Annotated in this window: 19 protein-coding genes; 9 read left to right on the top strand and 10 right to left on the bottom strand. The window is 61.4% G+C overall.

Annotated elements, in window-relative coordinates:
- Positions 1-11: 11 nt before the first annotated feature.
- Together X733_RS155915 and xth are read left to right on the top strand one after the other, a co-directional pair.
- Positions 12-692: an outer membrane lipoprotein carrier protein LolA gene (locus X733_RS155915; protein ID WP_023670496.1), complete on the top strand. Its 681-nt coding sequence runs from the start codon at positions 12-14 to the stop codon at positions 690-692.
- 196 nt (positions 693-888) lie between these two features.
- Positions 889-1,695, top strand: a complete 807-nt coding sequence (gene xth, locus X733_RS155920) for an exodeoxyribonuclease III (protein ID WP_023670495.1) — start codon at positions 889-891, stop codon at positions 1,693-1,695.
- A gap of 164 nt (positions 1,696-1,859) precedes the next feature.
- On the opposite strand, the gene X733_RS155925 is transcribed toward xth, so the two are convergent.
- Entirely contained in the window at positions 1,860-2,315 is a 456-nt protein-coding gene (locus tag X733_RS155925; protein WP_023818306.1) for a cyclic nucleotide-binding domain-containing protein, read from the bottom strand.
- Between the two features lie 177 nt (positions 2,316-2,492).
- Positions 2,493-3,176, bottom strand: coding sequence for a response regulator transcription factor (locus X733_RS155930; RefSeq protein ID WP_023818305.1), 684 nt, complete (start codon positions 3,174-3,176; stop codon positions 2,493-2,495).
- 145 nt (positions 3,177-3,321) lie between these two features.
- On the opposite strand from X733_RS155930, the gene X733_RS155935 reads away from it, so the two are divergent.
- On the top strand, positions 3,322-3,858 hold the full coding sequence (locus tag X733_RS155935; RefSeq protein WP_196813718.1) for a L,D-transpeptidase: 537 nt from the start codon (positions 3,322-3,324) through the stop codon (positions 3,856-3,858).
- A 120-nt stretch (positions 3,859-3,978) separates the two neighbouring features.
- Here X733_RS155935 and X733_RS155940 read toward each other — a convergent pair whose 3' ends face one another.
- On the bottom strand, positions 3,979-4,218 hold the full coding sequence (locus tag X733_RS155940) for a hypothetical protein (RefSeq protein WP_023818303.1): 240 nt from the start codon (positions 4,216-4,218) through the stop codon (positions 3,979-3,981).
- 134 nt (positions 4,219-4,352) lie between these two features.
- On the opposite strand from X733_RS155940, the gene gcvA reads away from it, so the two are divergent.
- A complete protein-coding gene (gcvA, locus tag X733_RS155945) occupies positions 4,353-5,273 on the top strand; it encodes a transcriptional regulator GcvA (RefSeq protein ID WP_023818302.1) in 921 nt (306 codons plus the stop codon).
- Between the two features lie 15 nt (positions 5,274-5,288).
- Here the strand turns inward: gcvA and X733_RS155950 are convergent, their stop codons facing one another.
- From X733_RS155950 to X733_RS155965, 4 genes are all read right to left on the bottom strand, one after another.
- Positions 5,289-5,708 (bottom strand): DUF1761 domain-containing protein, encoded by a 420-nt coding sequence (locus X733_RS155950; RefSeq protein ID WP_023818301.1) that lies wholly within the window; start codon positions 5,706-5,708, stop codon positions 5,289-5,291.
- 105 nt (positions 5,709-5,813) lie between these two features.
- Entirely contained in the window at positions 5,814-6,512 is a 699-nt protein-coding gene (locus X733_RS155955; protein ID WP_023702382.1) for a methyltransferase, read from the bottom strand.
- Positions 6,467-6,892 (bottom strand): EVE domain-containing protein, encoded by a 426-nt coding sequence (locus X733_RS155960; RefSeq protein ID WP_023683904.1) that lies wholly within the window; start codon positions 6,890-6,892, stop codon positions 6,467-6,469. The genes X733_RS155955 and X733_RS155960 overlap by 46 nt, the downstream gene beginning before the upstream one ends.
- Positions 6,893-6,981: 89 nt before the next feature.
- Positions 6,982-7,278, bottom strand: a complete 297-nt coding sequence (locus tag X733_RS155965; protein WP_023670486.1) for a YciI-like protein — start codon at positions 7,276-7,278, stop codon at positions 6,982-6,984.
- A gap of 388 nt (positions 7,279-7,666) precedes the next feature.
- On the opposite strand from X733_RS155965, the gene X733_RS155970 reads away from it, so the two are divergent.
- From X733_RS155970 to X733_RS155985, 4 genes are read left to right on the top strand one after another with little or no spacing between them, the layout of a single operon-like run.
- Complete coding sequence (locus X733_RS155970; RefSeq protein ID WP_023683906.1) at positions 7,667-8,896, top strand: glycosyltransferase family 2 protein; 1,230 nt, start codon at positions 7,667-7,669, stop codon at positions 8,894-8,896.
- Positions 8,886-9,890 (top strand): glycosyltransferase, encoded by a 1,005-nt coding sequence (locus X733_RS155975; protein WP_023818300.1) that lies wholly within the window; start codon positions 8,886-8,888, stop codon positions 9,888-9,890. The genes X733_RS155970 and X733_RS155975 overlap by 11 nt, the downstream gene beginning before the upstream one ends.
- A gap of 4 nt (positions 9,891-9,894) precedes the next feature.
- Positions 9,895-10,389 (top strand): GtrA family protein, encoded by a 495-nt coding sequence (locus X733_RS155980; protein ID WP_081740622.1) that lies wholly within the window; start codon positions 9,895-9,897, stop codon positions 10,387-10,389.
- 2 nt (positions 10,390-10,391) lie between these two features.
- Positions 10,392-11,015 carry a class I SAM-dependent methyltransferase gene (locus X733_RS155985; protein WP_023818298.1) on the top strand — a complete coding sequence of 208 codons (624 nt, stop codon included), beginning with the start codon at positions 10,392-10,394 and terminating at the stop codon, positions 11,013-11,015.
- 54 nt (positions 11,016-11,069) lie between these two features.
- Here the strand turns inward: X733_RS155985 and X733_RS155990 are convergent, their stop codons facing one another.
- Positions 11,070-11,918: a methyltransferase domain-containing protein gene (locus X733_RS155990; protein WP_155924177.1), complete on the bottom strand. Its 849-nt coding sequence runs from the start codon at positions 11,916-11,918 to the stop codon at positions 11,070-11,072.
- A 293-nt stretch (positions 11,919-12,211) separates the two neighbouring features.
- On the opposite strand from X733_RS155990, the gene X733_RS155995 reads away from it, so the two are divergent.
- The gene (locus X733_RS155995) at positions 12,212-13,906 is read left to right on the top strand and encodes a hypothetical protein (protein WP_023818296.1); all 1,695 of its coding nucleotides are present in this window, start codon (positions 12,212-12,214) and stop codon (positions 13,904-13,906) included.
- Here X733_RS155995 and X733_RS156000 read toward each other — a convergent pair.
- Positions 13,903-14,919, bottom strand: a complete 1,017-nt coding sequence (locus tag X733_RS156000) for an NAD(P)H-dependent glycerol-3-phosphate dehydrogenase (protein WP_023818295.1) — start codon at positions 14,917-14,919, stop codon at positions 13,903-13,905. The genes X733_RS155995 and X733_RS156000 overlap by 4 nt on opposite strands.
- A complete protein-coding gene (gene tsaD / locus X733_RS156005) occupies positions 14,916-16,001 on the bottom strand; it encodes a tRNA (adenosine(37)-N6)-threonylcarbamoyltransferase complex transferase subunit TsaD (protein ID WP_196813717.1) in 1,086 nt (361 codons plus the stop codon). Before tsaD ends, X733_RS156000 begins: the two co-directional genes overlap by 4 nt.
- Positions 16,002-16,022 lie beyond the last annotated feature (21 nt).

The following is a 16,022-nucleotide window of genomic DNA, read 5'->3' as shown; positions in this document are numbered from 1 at the left end:
GAGTGACCGGCATGAAAAACGATCTTTCCGCGATCAGCGATTTCGCTCCAAACCGTCGCCAGTTGCTCGGCCTTGGCCTGATGCTTGCCGGCGCCGCGGCCATCAACGTCGTGCCGGGGTTCCAGCTCCTGGCCTCGGCGCAGGCGGCGGTGCCGCCGACGGCGCAAAAGATCGCCGACCATTTCTCCTCGGTCAAATCGATGAGCGGCGAGTTCGTCCAGTTCGGCCCCAACAACCAGCAGACCGGCGGCAAGTTCTTCCTTGAGCGGCCAGGCAAGATTCGCTTCAACTATGACGGCAAGTCGAATTTCCGGGTGATTTCCGACGGCAAGTCGGTGGTTATCCTCAACAAGCGTCTGAAAACGTCCGATCTCTATCCGTTGTCGAAGACGCCGCTGAAGCTGTTGCTCGACACCAAGATCGACCTCTCGGGGGGCCGCGTGAAATCGATCAAGGAAGAGAGCGACCTCACCACCATCCAGCTTGCCGACAAGTCGGTGTTCGGCAATTCGAAGATCACTATGATGTTCGATCCGAAATCCTATGATCTGCGCCAGTGGACCATCACCGACGCGCAGGGCAAGGACACCACGGTGATGATCTACAACACCAAGGAAGGCGTCAGCTTCCCTGCGGACACCTTTGCCATCGACTATGCGGCGAACCGCGAGCTGAACACCAACCAGCGCTAGATGCGGTGAGGCCGGCCTGCCAATGGCGATCTCCTGCGCTTCCGGTGCTCACGTGGTTTAAGTACGCTCCGCTCCGGTTCTCGGAGACCGCCATTCGACTCGGCCTGACCTGAATCAGAGCCGCCGCCCGCAAAGGCTGGCTTGTGTTTGTGGCGCTAGGCTGGCAGTAGATCGGCGACCTTGTTCGGACCGCCGCATGCCCTTCTCCATCGCCACCTGGAACATCAACTCCGTGCGCCTGCGCATGCCGATCGTCGAGCGGCTGCTGACGGAGCAGGCGCCCGATGTGCTTTGCCTGCAGGAGACGAAGGTTCCCGACGAGCTGTTTCCGGAAAAGGCGTTCCGCAAGGCCGGCTACGAGCACATCGCATTCCATGGCCAGAAGGGCTATCACGGCGTTGCGACGGTGGCGCGGCGGCCGATCGAGATTGTCGAGAAACGGCGCTTCTGCGAGATCGATGACAGCCGGCATCTGTCGGTCAAGGTGCAGGCCGGCGGCAAGGCAATCCTGGTCCACAATTTCTACGTGCCGGCCGGCGGCGACGAGCCCGATCCGGAGATCAACCGCAAGTTCCGCCACAAGCTCGATTTCGTTGCCGAGATGAACGCCATCCGCGCCGCGCATGACGAGGTGTCGGCCTCGATCCTGGTCGGCGACCTCAACATCGCTCCGCAGGAGCACGATGTCTGGTCGCACAAGCAATTGCTCAACGTCGTCAGCCACACGCCGGTCGAGACGCAAAATTTCGACGCGATGCGGATCGCCGGCGACTGGGTCGACCTGATGCGGCTCGACGTGCCGCCAGAGCAGAAGCTCTACACCTGGTGGAGCTATCGCGCGCGGGACTGGGAAGCCTCGAACCGCGGCCGCCGGCTCGACCATGTCTGGTCGTCACCGAACCTGGTGCCGAGCTTTGCCGGCTATGAGATCCTGCGAGAGGCGCGTGGCTGGGAGCGGCCCTCGGACCATGTGCCGGTGATTGCGCGGTTCGACCTGGATTAGGCGGGCCGATATTCAGGTGAGGCCGGCCTGCAAATGGCCGATACCTGCGCTTCCGGTGCTCGCGTACTTTGAGTACGCTCCGCTCCGGTTCTCGGTATCAGCCATTTTCGACTCGGCCTGACCTGAATCTCGACACACCGAAGCGTGAGCGCGGTCGCGGGGACCTACCCGCCAAACCTTGGCGCCAGCTTCTCGATGCGGGCGATCATGGCCTGGAAATCATCGAGGATGCGCTGGTGCAGTTTCACCGCCACCTCGGGATATTCCTCCAGGATGCGGCGAAACATCTTGCGGCTCAACCTTATCACTTCCGAATCGGTCTCGGCCGAGGCGCTGGTCAGCCGTCTTGAGTCGGCGATCAGCGCCAGTTCGCTGAGGATCGTGCCGGGGCCGGCGGTGCCGATCGGGATGCGGTCGCCATCCTGCTCCCGGTAGAGCACGATGCGGCCACTGACCACGATATAGGCCGAGTCGGCTTCGTCATCCTCGCGGTACAGCTTGCGGGCGGCCTGCAGATGGGTGGCTTCGGCGCCGAAGGCGAGCAGGCGCAGCTGTTCCTGCGTGAAACCCTCAAAGAGCTTCACGGCGGACAGGATGCGGATGTCGTCATCCAGCGCCATCTCTAGCTGCGTCCCCGAACGGTCAGTCCAATCCCTCCCTTAGAGCGCCGCGTGTCCAATTGAACGCGCAAAGGACGCTCTAACACTTCAATCTGCGCAGCGGGCCGATCCAGGCTCCCCCAGCCGGATCCTCCCCGAAACAGTCCCGCCCCGACCGCTTATTGAACAATGAAAAGTTTAAGGAACCAGCTTGTAGCCGCCGCTTTCTGTCACAAGAATTTCAGCATTGGAAGGATCGCGCTCGATCTTCTGGCGCAGCCGGTAGACGTGAGTTTCCAGCGTGTGCGTGGTGACGCCGGAATTGTAGCCCCACACTTCCTCGAGCAGGACGTCGCGCGTCACCACCTTCTGGTCGGCTCGATAGAGATATTTGATGATCGAGGCTTCCTTCTCGGTCAGCCGCACCTTGCCGCCGCGCTGGTCGATCAGAAGCTTCTGGCTGGGCTTGAACGTGTAGGGCCCGACCGAAAAGGTGGCGTCTTCGCTCTGCTCGTGCTGGCGCAGTTGTGCGCGTATGCGGGCGAGCAGCACGGCGAAGCGGAACGGCTTTGTGACATAGTCGTTGGCGCCGGCCTCGAGGCCCAGAATTGTGTCGGAATCGGTATCGTGGCCGGTCAGCATGATGATCGGCGCCTTGTAGCCGCCCTTGCGCAGGATCTTCACCGCCTCGCGGCCATCCATGTCCGGCAGCCCGACATCCATGATGAGCAGGTCGATGAGCCCGCCGCGCGCCGCGGCGACGCCTTTGGCGGCGGTCGCTTCCTGCAAGACCTCGAATTCTTCGTAAAGGGCCAGTTGCTCGACGAGGGTTCCGCGCAGGTCGTCATCGTCGTCAACGATCAGAATGGTACGTGATGTCATGGATCAATCCATTGTTTTGAAAAGAATTTTCAGTTGACCGCCCCCCATTTATGCGGAAGCTGACCGGCGCAACAGTCCGATCACAGTGATTTGTTCCGTGACACGATCATACAAGAAAAAACGCGATCGCAATGCAGCCGGCGCAATTTTGCCGAAAGGGCTGCGCGTGCTGGTGGTTCGGGCGAGGCCGGGCTACCCCAGCCAGGGGATATTGCAGGCCGGCAGCAAGGTGTTTGCCTGTGCGCTCGGACGCGGCGGCATCTCGGCCAATAAGCGCGAAGGCGACGGTGCGACGCCGCTTGGCGAGATGCGGATTTTGTCAGGATATTTTCGGGGCGATCATTTCGCGGCCGGCCGCAAAACCCGGCTGGCGATGGCGCCGATCGGCGCCGATCTCGGCTGGTGCGAGGTGCCGGACGACCGCAACTACAACCGGCCGGTGAAAATCCCTTATGGCGCCAGCCATGAGCGAATGCGGCGCGACGACCGCCTCTATGACGCCTGCCTGGTGCTCGACTGGAACATAGCGCCGCGCCGGCGCGGCCGCGGCAGCGCCATCTTCTTCCATCTGGCGCGCCCAGGCTTCACGCCGACGCAAGGCTGCGTGGCGGTGACGGCGCGGACAATGGCGCGGCTGTTGCCGCTGGTGTCGGACCGGACGGTGGTGAGGGTGGTGAGGTAGGGAGTAGGGAGTAGGGAGTAGGGAGTAGGGAGTAGGGAGTAGGGAGTAGGGAGTAGGGAGTAGGATGGTGTCGGCGTCGTTTCAATCCTTCACTACTCACTACTCACTACTCTCCATTGCCTAACGCCTTCTCGGCTTCTGCCACCCAGTGTCCAGCAATCCAAGCCTGCCGAGTTCCCGGTCCACGGCCCGCGTCACGTCCTTGCGCTGCGCGCCGACGTCGCGCAACTGGCGATCCGACAGATCCTCCACGTCCTGGCGCGGCAGGTTGATGGCGACTTTCGCCTGGCGAAGCCAGTCCGTTAGGGCATGCAACCAGTTCGAGCGAGCTGCTGGCGAGTTCAAAACGAAGATGGACATGATGCGCTCCGTGTTCCGCCAGATATCAAATCCGGCTTGATGGTGTTTCGATGGATGCATCATGCCGCATTGAAATCCATGAGAGAAACGGGTAGTTCTTTTCGGATCGTCAAGTTTTATTTGAGGATACGGTGATGTCCCGTCTGTTGCCCGGAACGCGCGCGCTGAGGACTCTGGAAGCCGCCGCCCGCCACCTCAATTTCACCCGCGCTGCCGACGAGCTCGGGCTGACGCCGGCGGCGGTCAGCCACCAGATCAAGGAAATCGAGGATCAGCTCGGGCTGGTGCTGTTCACGCGAACCAGTCGTACCATCCGGTTGACCGAGGCAGGTACGGTGGTGTTCGAGGCCTCGATCGATGCGCTCGACCTGCTCAACCGGGCGGTGTCGCGGGCGCGCAAGCTGACGCGCGGCACGGCATTGCTGAAGGTGACGCTCGACGCGCAGTTCGCGTCAAAATGGCTGATGCGGCGCGTCGACGATTTTCGCAAACTTCAGCCCAGTATCGAACTGAGGTTCGACATCGGCTACGAAGTGCGCGATTTCGAACTCGACGACGTCGACGTCGGCATCCGGTTCGGGGTCGGCAAGTATCCGGGGCTTCGCGCCCATCGCCTGTTCGACAACATCCTCATTCCGGTGTGCAGCCCGAGCCTGCTGACCTCCGGCCCGCCGCTGCGCGAACCGCGCGACCTCTTCAACCACACGCTTGCCCATATCGAATGGTCGCGCCAAGGCGTGACATGGCCGAACTGGCGCATGTGGATGGCCGCGGCCGGCATCAACGATTTCGACGACAGCCGGACTATCGTGTTTGGAACCTCTACCGATGCCGTGCAGGCGGCGCTCGACGGCAATGCCGTGGCGCTCGCCGAGTTCGCCATGGTGGCAAACGACCTTTCCCAGGGAAGGCTGGTGCAGCCCTTTGAACTCGGTCTGCGCGTGGGGCCGGAGTTCGGCTACTTCCTGGTCTATCCCGAGAGCACTGCCAACGATCCGCGCATCATCGCTTTCCGTGAATGGATCCTCGACGAAGTCGCCAGGACGCAGACCTGACGACTTCTGCAGGCCTCAGCCGGCGACCGGCGTCCCGAACCAGCCGATCACCGCGCCGATGATCAACAGCACGCCGAGCCAGTGGCCGCCGTCGATGAGGGTCAGGTCCCAGCCGAAATTCTCATAGCGATGGTTGGCCGTCAGCGTCGTGGCGACGAAACCCAGCCAGAGGACGAAGCCGAAGACCAGCCCTGCGACAAGGACCGGCTCGCCGCCGGTCATCGCGCCGACGACCAAGGCTAAGACCAGCGCCATGATCAGCTCGGCGATGAAGGAGATGATGAAGGGCAATATCGATTTCTTTGACGTTGACGGATCGATCCTGGCCGCCCTCATCCAAGGCTTGCTGAGGGCCGTGTACCAGACGGCGCCAAACAGCCACGCCGCGACGGCCGCGACAACCACCGCCAGCCAGTTCACCACTGAAATATCCATAAAGTCCTCCCCTCAAGCATGCAGCCCAAAGCCTGACGGTTCTGGGATAACGACATGCGTGTTCTTCAAATCAATGCGCGATGGAACGCCTGTTCGGCAATGCCGTCAAGCGAAGCGCCACACCGTGGTGCGCTTGACCAGGGCGTCCTCCAGCGCCCGCGTCACCGCCACTTCGTAGACTGCGAGCGGCTCCAGTCCCGCCTTCGGCATGTAGGAGCGGCCCGGATCGCCGACGAGGATGTCAGCGCCGCGCGCCTTCAGTGTCGAAAACCACGGCATCAGCGTGTCGGCGAAGGATTTGTCGTAGAAGACGTCGCCGGCCAGTACCACGTCCCAGCCGGCGTCGGTGCCGATGCAGTCCGTGCCGCAAAAGTCGATGGCAACGCCATTGGCCTCTGCGTTGAGGCGGATCGCCGTTTCGCAGAACGGGTCGATGTCGGCGGCGATCACGTGCGCCGCACCCGCCTTGGCGGCGGCGATGGCGACAAGGCCGGAGCCGGAGGCGAAGTCGAGCACGCGTTTGCCCCGCACATCCGACGGATTGTCCAGCACGTAGCGGGCAAGGCCCTGACCGCCGGCCCAGGCAAAGGCCCAAAACGGCGGCGGCAGGCCGATTTCGATCAGCTCGTTCTCCGTGCGCTGCCAGAGGTCATGCGCTTCGTCGGCCAGATTGAGGACAATCTCCGGCACATGCGGCGGCGACATAAGCGCCGTGTTGTCGAGAATGAACTTTTTCGCGCTGTTCGGCGTGAGGACCGTCACGGAGCCGGCGTCAGGCCGCCCATGCGGCAGACTTCCTTCCATTCGGCCGGCGTCACCGGCTGTACGGAAAGCCGTCCAAGCCGCACCAGCGCCATCTCGGCGAGTTTCGGATTGGCCTTGACCTGTTCCAGCGTCGGCGGGTTCGGCACATCCTTGAAGGCGCGGATGTCGACGCATTCCCAGCGCGGATCGTCGGTGGTGCTGTCGGGATGGGCAAGCCCGCAGACTTCGGCAATGCCGACGACGTTCAGCCCTTCATTGGAGTGATAGAAGAAGCCGAGATCGCCGATCTGCATCGCCTTCATGTTGTTGCGCGCTGCATAGTTGCGCACGCCGTCCCACTGCGTGCCGGCCTTGCCCTTGGCCTTCAGCGCCTCGAAGGAGAAGACCGAAGGTTCGGATTTGAACAGCCAGTAGTTCATGTCTTTGCTCCAACTACTATTTTTTGCGCAATTCCGGACGGAAACGCGTTACACACTTTTCCTGGGATCGCTCTAGGGCGCTGTCGGAACTAACTAGCCGCCGGCTTGTTGAAGGTCCAGTTCCACTGGCGGATTTCGACACTTTCGAACAGCCCGGCCTTGGCATAGGGGTCGGCAGCCGACAGCGCCTGCGCACCGGCGAGATCGGGCGCTTCCACGACGACGAGGCTGCCGTTGGGCTTGCCTTCGGCGTCGAGGAACGGGCCGGCAAAGGCCAGTTTGTTGTCGGCGTTCAGGCCTTCGAGAAAGGCGACGTGGACCGGCCGCGTGTCGACCCGCACCTGCAGGCTGCCGGGCTTGTCCTTGCAAATCAACGCAAACAGCATTTTTAAAACTCCGTTTTGGGATTGCGACAACAGCTCGCTTGAACTGCCGAAATCGCGGTTTTGCTTTTATGCTGGCTTCGGGTCAATGCCAAATGACGATCTCTCGACGCATTGAATCTCCGCTATGGCTCAAGCCAAGGCGTTGAAATAGTTGACAGTCCTGGGTTGATGAAAATCACAAACGCAACCCGCTTCGCCGAAAGAGTGGACGAAGGCGACAGGCTGCGTCGCGCACCACAACAGCGCACCAGCTTTGCTTGCCGCAGCCTATAAATACACTACCGAGTATTTCGTAAATTCAAAAATAATCAATTTTCGATACGCAACACTCCAGCAAGTCAATTGTGAAATGGGCTGGTCTGCTCAGAACGCCTGAATAGAGGTCGCAATGGAGAGCATCGCGCGCAACACGACGGTTCGGATCGACGACGTCGCGCTTGCTTTCACGGCCGGCATGGGGACCGAGCGTGTTCTCGTCTCTGCAATCATTCCTTGCCTGAACGAGGAACTGACGCTCGGCATTTGCATTCGCAAAGCCTTCAATGCCTTCTCTATGCGCGGCATCAAGGGGGAAGTCGTCGTTGGCGACAATGGATCCGCGGACAAGTCGGTGGAGATTGCGCAAAAGCTGGGAGCGCGGGTCGTTCATCAGCCGGTAAAGGGCTATGGCGCGGCAATCAGTGCCGCGGTCGAAGCGGCCGAAGGCAAATATCTCATCATGGCGGATGCCGATGATTCCTACGATTGGAGCCAGCTCGGCGATTTCGTCGATGCGTTGGAACAGGGTGCGGAACTTGTGATGGGCGACCGGTTCGCCGGCGGGATCCAGCCGGGCGCCATGCCATCGTTGCATCGCTACCTCGGCAATCCTGTCCTTTCCACCATCGCTCGCTGTTTGCACAACTCTCCGGTCCGCGACTTCCATTGCGGCATGCGCGGTTTCACGCGCGAGGCATTTCTAAAAATCGGCGCGCGCTCGCCAGGGATGGAATTCGCTTCGGAAATGATCATCAATGCGCATCGCGCTGGGCTCGCCATTCGTGAAGTGCCGATCAAGCTCTACCCCGACAAGCGCAACCGCGCGCCGCATCTGCGTTCCTTCCGGGACGGTTGGCGACATCTGCGGCTGATCATAGCCCATGCGCCCGATACCATGTATCTCGTGCCTGGGCTGACCTTGTTGATCGCTGGCATTGCCGGCCTTGCCGTTCTCGCGGCTGGGCCTGTTCGCATCGGCGGATGGTACTTTGGAATTCACTTCGTCGCGCTTTCGGCCATGGCGACGTTGATTGGCCTTTCAGCGATCCTGTTCGGTATGCTGGCAAAGGTGGCAATCGCTATCTACCACCCGGTCTACAGCGGTCGAATTGTGCCATGGCTGACGCGCGGCCGGCCTTTGGAATGGCTGGTTTTTTCCGGTGGCGTACTCGCGGCAACCGGCTTCGCGGCCGATGTGTCACTCGCGCTACATTGGATTCTTGTTGGCGGCCCCATGGAGCAATCGGTGCACCTGACCTTTGTAGTCACCACCATCTGCGTGGCCGGCATGTCGATGGTGCTGTCCGGCTTCGTGCTCAAATTGCTGCTTGATACGTTGAGTAGCAGACGTGAGCTCTAGCCCTCCAGCAGCCTTGCGAGCGGAAATTCAAGCGGCAAGCCGCGCGGCCGCAAAGCCTTTTCTGTCGGTTGTCATGCCGGTCCATGACGGGGCGGCATGGATTGGAGCGACACTTGACTCGCTTGCTGCAGAGCCGACCGACGGCCTGGAGATAATCATCATCGACAGCAGCCCGACAAACGCCACTTCCGCCATTGTCGAGCGATTTCTCCACCGGCCGGCCTTCCGGCTGCTGCGGCGAAAGGATCTAGCGCCCTGGCAGTCGAAGACCAATCAGGGCGTTGAGCTGGCCGCCGCCGACTATGTCTGCATACTCCACCAAGACGACCTTTGGTTGCCCGGGCGCATCGAGGCCACGCGACGCTGGCTTGCGGACCTGCCCGAAGCAGTGCTTCACTTGGCCCCGACTGCGATCGTGGACCGCCACGGCCGACGAATGGGATGCTGGAACTGTCCCTTGCCGAGCGACAAGGTGCTCGAATCCGACTTCTTGCTGGAACGGCTTCTCGTACAGAATTTCGTGTCCGTGCCTGCTCCGTTATTTCGTCGGAATGCGTGGCTGGCCTGCGGGGGCATGGATGAGAGGCTCTGGTATACGGCTGATTGGGATATGTGGGCGAAGCTCGCCGTTGCCGGACCCGTCATTTATCATCAGGAGATAACCACGGCATTCCGGGTTCATGGCGATTCGCTGACCGTAACCGGATCGCGCGACGCGAACGAATTCCGTTCGCAAATGCAGACTGTCCTGGAGCGCCATTTGGACCGGCTTTCGGCGCGCAGCCGACGCCGGATCGAATCTACTGCTCGGGCATCGATCAGCGTTAATGTGTCGCTGGCGGCTGCGTCAGCCGGCGACTTGAAGGCCTTGCATCGAGCCTTTCGTATCATGCTGTCGCTCGGGCCGACGGGATTGAGGCGCTATTTGCGCGATTCGCGGCTGCGTGAGCGTGTCATGTGCCGGCTTCGCGCGAAACTAACAGGAGCTTTCTGAGGCAATGTCCAGCTCTGTCAGGATCGCCGGCAGCCGAGTGGACCAGAGCGAAAGACCGCTTCTGGAACGGGGATGGCGGTACATTGTGGTGGGAGCGATATGCGCAATTGCGCACAATGTCATCATGATTACGGTCGATCAGCTGGGCAGGCACTACCTGCTGGGCATCATGATTTCATTCCTGGCGGTGACGCCGACCGGCTACGCTCTGCACAGCTGGTTCACCTTCGGCAAACCGCTGCGCTTCAAGGCATTTGCGCGTTTTGCGGCAGGCGTGGCTGCGGCCTACCCGATCTCGGTAGCCATGATGGTGCTTCTCTGTTCCTGGCTTGGCCTTGGTGTTGCGATTGCGTCTCCGATCGCCACCGTCGCATTGCTCATCTGGAACGTTGTCGTTGCGCACCTGGCGATCTTGTCACGGTTCAATCTGCGGCCCGCCACCGCGTCGACGGCATCGTCTCGCCCAGCCACACAGCAATTTGCGGGAAACGAGGAATAAGAATGTTACCGCCAGGTCAGATCATACGCAGGGCTCTTGGCCGCCATTTCAAGCCGGTCGGAGACGTCTACCGTCGTGTTTTCGTCAATCTCAATGCAATCGCGGATTTTCTCGATCGCGAATTGCCGAACGGCGCGAAGGTTTTGGATATCGGCGGCGGTGATGGAGCGCTTGTCGACCGGCTGCTCGATCGGCGCCCCGACCTGACGGTTACGATGTGCGATCTCGCCCCTTCGATCGGTGCGTTTCTAAGCAACGCAAATCGGGCAAAGGTCAAACTTCTGCCCGCGACGGACCTTTCCAGCGTGCAAGGGTCTTACGATGTCGTCACGATTTCCGACGTCATTCATCATGTACCGGTCGATGGGCGCGACGCGTTCTTCAAATCGCTGGCCGCCGGTTGCGAACGCTGGGCCTGCCGGAAGATCATCCTCAAGGACATCGAGCCTGGTGGAATACGCGCCACCTTGTCGCTTCTTGCGGACCGGCACATTACCGGAGACAAGCATGTCGTCTTGTTTTCGCGTTCGGACTTCGCGGCCATGGCAAAGCGGCATTTCCCGACGGCAAAGAGAGCATCGGCATCACCGGACCGGCCGAATTATTGTGAACTGCTCAGCTGGTAGCAGATGGGTGGATCCCGGCGTGTCACGAGGCGGTAAGCGCGGATCAACGACACGCTATTTGGTCGCGATGGTGCTGAGCATGCTGGCGATCCGGTGACTCTCCGGGCGATCGACCAGAAATTTATCGATAAACTTCAACGGGAATGTCAGCGTCAGGATTGCGGCTTTCGCTATCATGTAGCGGGTTCGGTTCTCTCGACCGATAACGACGCCGATATATTCCGAAAGGATGTTGACGATCGCGCTTGTCGGTCCTTGATGCGTCTGGACCTCCACCCTTGCGAACCGCTGCAGAAGCTGCTCGATCCCATCCTTTGTGAAGTTGCAGTAGTGGGCGGGATAGCCGTGATAGGGGAACAGGAAAGGGTTGATGCAGAGCAACTTTCCGCCCGGCTTCAGGACACGGAACACTTCATCGACGACCGCTGCCGGATTGGGAACATGCTCGATCACGCTGTCCAGAATGACGACGTCAATGGAATCGCTCGCAAGCGGCGTGTGCTCGACATTAGCAACCAGATCGACGTTCGGGGTGGGGAACAGGTCAATGTTGAGGACATCGGGGCGGACGCGCCGTGCGCCGGAGCCGAACTCCACGACCATCGAGCCCTGAGGTATCGACGCAAGAAACGAATTCAGCGTGTCGTGCGGTGAATATTCGCTGGTGATGACCTGCTTCAGCGAATTGTACATTCGGGCGCGCGTGCTGGTACCGGCATACGCCTCTTCATGGAAGCTCGCGTCGAAGCCCTCCCTCACCGGCGACTCGACAAAGAACGGAACGCCTTTGTGCACGGGATAGGCGGCAGGGCAAGATTCGCAGGTCAGGGCAACCGGGCTTGTGCCAAGCCTGGAATAGCAGACTGGGCAGACGAGGCCCGATGCCATCTTGGGTTGTAGCACGCGATGTCCTTTCAAGCCTCCGCATTGTCGCAGAGGCAGGTTGCCGTGTCTGAACGTAACGCTTCTTAGCAAGCAAAAGGCTAACAGCGGCTAAAGTCCGCTGCGTATAGACAGGCTGGAGCGGAGCGCTGCAAGAATCCGAAGCGCGACGGCTTCAGTTCCGCACAGTGTCGGAAAATTAACCGCGGTGGAACCATGCTTCGCCAAGCGGAGCTGCCGGCCTCGAAGGGCGTTGCGCCCAGCGAGGCAGCACGCCTGGCGTTGGTCTGCCTGGGCACGATCGAGGGGTTGTCTTGAAAACGCAGGAGCCGGGACCAAACAAGCTGTTCGCTCTCGGGCAGCGCCCAACAACAACTTTTCTGCATATCCTGATCGCACTCAAGATCATCTTGCTGTTCGTTCTGGCTTGGAACATCCGCTTCGTCATGGATGAATTCGTCCAACTCGGATGGGCGAAATATTTCTCCAACGGCCTGTTCGATACGATCTGGCATCCCAAGGCGGTCGGCTATGCGGCTTTTTATGAGATTGCTCATCTGATCGGCTGGAATGCCACGTCGATTCTGCTTGCTGGCCGCATGCAGATTGCGTTGCTGGCCTGCGGGACGATCTCTTTGATCTACGCATGCGCTCGCGCTCTGGGCGAGGATCGCGTGCGCGCTTTGACGATCGTCCTCGTTCTCCTGTGCTTTTCGAATTTCATGGAGCGCATCTTTCGTACCATCGCCGAACCGCCGGCAGTGTTCTTCGCCGTGGCGGCGTTGCTGGTTGTCCTGCGCGCACCTGGGTTGAGGGCAAGGCAGCTTGTTGCCGCCGGCATGCTAAGTGGCCTTGCCTTCGTCATCACTCAGAAATCGGTCTACTTCAACGTTGCGCTCGGCATCGGCCTTGTTGCTGACGCAGCCTTGATGAGACGCTACGCAACAGGGGCGGTTCGCGGAGGGTGGCTCGTGCTTGGATGGGCCGTTCCGATAATCGTCTATTGCTTGATCTTCGGTGGAGGCGCCCCTGTTCTCGCGGCCAAAAACCTTATACTTGGCCCGGTCGAGATTGCGACGCGTGGAGGCGGTGACTATGGGGGACTGAGGCAGTTCGTGTTACAGACACTGGCGCGGAACGCCCTTCTTTACGGGATCTGTTTCTCCGGTATGGCCCTGTCACTGATGCGGATCATGAAACTCGATGGTCGAAGGCGAATTGCGCTGATCTTTTCACTCGTCATCACGGTGCTGGTATTCACGCACGACCAGCCCTGGCCTTATGTCTTCATCATGGCGTTGCCGTTCGTTGCGCTCTGGTCGTTGGAGCTTCTCGACAGCACCGCAACCCACGCGCGCTACCGGGTTCCTGTCCTCGCGGTGCTGATCACAGCCATCGCCATGAGCTACGCGAGCAATGTCGTTTACCTACGCCTCAACAATCAGACCCAGCTTGAACTGGTCTCGCGCGCGGAATCTTTGCTCGCACCGGATGAGAAGTATTTCGACGGCATCGCCATGCTGCCCAATCGACAGGAGCCCTCCACACTCTGGCTCGACCAGCATTATGTCTTGAAAACATTGCAGGAAGGCAGGCAATCGGAAGCCTACAAAGTTCTCTCGGATTCCCCGCCCAAGATGGTCCTCTGGTCATATCGCATGGATTTGATCGATACCGTGATCGCGCCTCTCATCCGCGACAGCTACGTCCAGATCGCTCCCAACATCAGAATGGCTGGTCGTCGCCTCTATTCCGGTCGTCCGGTCGTTTTCAAGGTGCCTGTCGCCGGACGATACAGCCTGTACACGACCAGCGGGGAGCTTGCAGACGGCGAGGTCGAGATAAACGGCACCTCGCATTCTTCGCCCCTATCCTTGGAGGCAGGTACCAGCGACGTTGTCCTGCGCAACGGTCCAGCCGAGGCACTGCTGCTGCCGGAAGGTCACTATGAAAACCGCATCGTGCCTGGCGGGGACAATGCCGAGCTGTTCACGGGAGTTTACAATTAAATACCGCTTTCGGTCTTCAGCGGCCGGGTCATCAATGCCGTGACAGCCTGCCGAATGGTGATCGTGCCGTCCAGTATCGCCGACACCGCAGCGATGATCGGCGCGTCGATGTCGCGCTCGGTGGCGATGCGGGCGGCGATCGCCGCCGTCGGCACGCCTTCGGCGAGCGGCAGTCCGGCCAAGGGCTTGCCTTGCCCCAGCGCCAGCCCATAGGCGAAATTGCGCGACTGGGCCGAAGAGCAGGTGAGCAAAAGGTCGCCGAGGCCGGAAAGCCCCATCAGCGTCTCCGGCTTGGCGCCGAAGGACGCGCCGATGCGGCGCAGTTCGACGAAGCCGCGTGTCACCATGGCGGCCTGCGCGCTGGCGCCGAGCCCAGCGCCGGTGACGGCGCCAGCGGCAATGGCGAAGACATTCTTCAAAGCGCCACCAATCTCGACGCCGATCAAATCGTCGCTGGAATAGCAGCGCAGATTCTGCGCCGAAAAGCGCGCGGCAAGCTCGGCCGCCAAGGCGTCGTCGGGGGCAGCAACCACGACAGCGGTCGGCAGACCCCTGGCCACATCGGCGGCAAAGCTCGGACCGGACAAGGCCGAAACCGGAGTTTCGGGCAGAATGTCACCAACGATCGCCGACAGCAGCGCGCCGGTGTCGCGCTCGATGCCCTTGGCGCAGAGAACGAGCGGGATGCCTTTCGGCATATGGGGCTTCGCCGTCGTCAGCATGGCGCGCAGCGCCTGCGCCGGCGCTACGGCCAGTGCGCAATCGGCATCAGTCAGGGCCGTGCCGATATCGCTGGTCGCCGCAATGCCTGTTTCAATGGCGATGCCGGGGAGATAACGCGGGTTCTCGCCGCGGCGGATCGCGGAAACCGTCTCTTCGTCGCGGGCGTAGAGCCGGACATCGTGACCGGCGCGCAGCATTGCCAGCGCCAGCGCCGTGCCCCAGGCGCCGCCGCCAAGCACGGCGACGCGCCAGCCGGTTCTGTCCCTGCCGCTTGTGTTGCCGGCGCTCATGCTTTTGCTCCGCGCCGGCCGGAGCCGACCATCGGGGCCGAAATGCTGTCCAGCGGCCAGCGCGAACGCGGCACGAAATCGAAGCCGTTCTCTTGCGACAGGCCTGCCCGCAACCGCTCGATGCCGGCCCAGGCGATCATCGCCGCGTTGTCGGTGCACAGTTTGAGCGGCGGCGCGACAAAGGCGAAGCCGGCCTCGGCGCACTGCTTCTGCAGCGTCGCCTTGATCGCTCTGTTGGCGGCGACGCCACCGGCAACGACCAGCGCCGGCTCGGCCTTGTCCGGAAATTCGTCGCGGAAGCGGGCCAGCGCGCGGGCCACGCGGTCGCCAAGTGCGTCGGCTACCGCCGCCTGGAACGAGGCGCAGATGTCGGCGACATCCTGCTCGCTCAGCGGCTGGATGGCGGTCGCCGCCTGGCGCACGGCGGTCTTGAGGCCGGAGAAGGAGAAATCGGGCTGCGCCGAGCCCCTCATCGGCCGCGGAAAGGCAAAGCGCGTCGCATCGCCCGACATTGCCGCCTTTTCGACGTTCGGGCCGCCGGGATAGGGCAGGCCGAGCATTTTGGCCGTCTTGTCGAAAGCTTCGCCGAGCGCGTCGTCGATGGTCGTCGCCCAGCGCTGGTAGTCGCCGACGCCGCGCACGGCGACGATCTGGGTGTGGCCGCCGGAAACCAGCAGCAGCAAATAGGGAAAGTCGAGCCCGTCGGTCAGCCTTGCGGTCAGTGCGTGGCCTTCGAGATGGTTGATGGCGATCAGCGGCTTGCCGGCGGCCGCTGCAATCGCCTTGGCCGTCATCAGGCCGACGATCAGCCCGCCGACCAGGCCGGGGCCGGCAGTAGCGGCAATGGCGTCGATGTCGGCCAGGGCTACGCCCGAATCCGCAAGAGCGGCCTCGACAATGCCGTCCAGCGCCTCGACATGGGCACGCGCGGCGATCTCCGGCACGACGCCGCCGAAGGCGGCGTGCTCCTCGATCTGGCTGAGCACGATGTTGGACGCAATCACCGGCACGGAATCGCCGTCCAGCGTCACCACGCTGGCGGCGGTCTCGTCGCAACTAGTCTCAATGCCCAGAACGCGGATCAATTCGTCGCTGTCTCCAGA

It is taken from the genome of Mesorhizobium sp. L2C066B000, from assembly GCF_000502335.1.
Lineage (GTDB): Bacteria > Pseudomonadota > Alphaproteobacteria > Rhizobiales > Rhizobiaceae > Mesorhizobium.
Note: the sequence above shows the minus strand (reverse complement) of the source record. Positions and strands in the feature narration are given on the sequence as shown.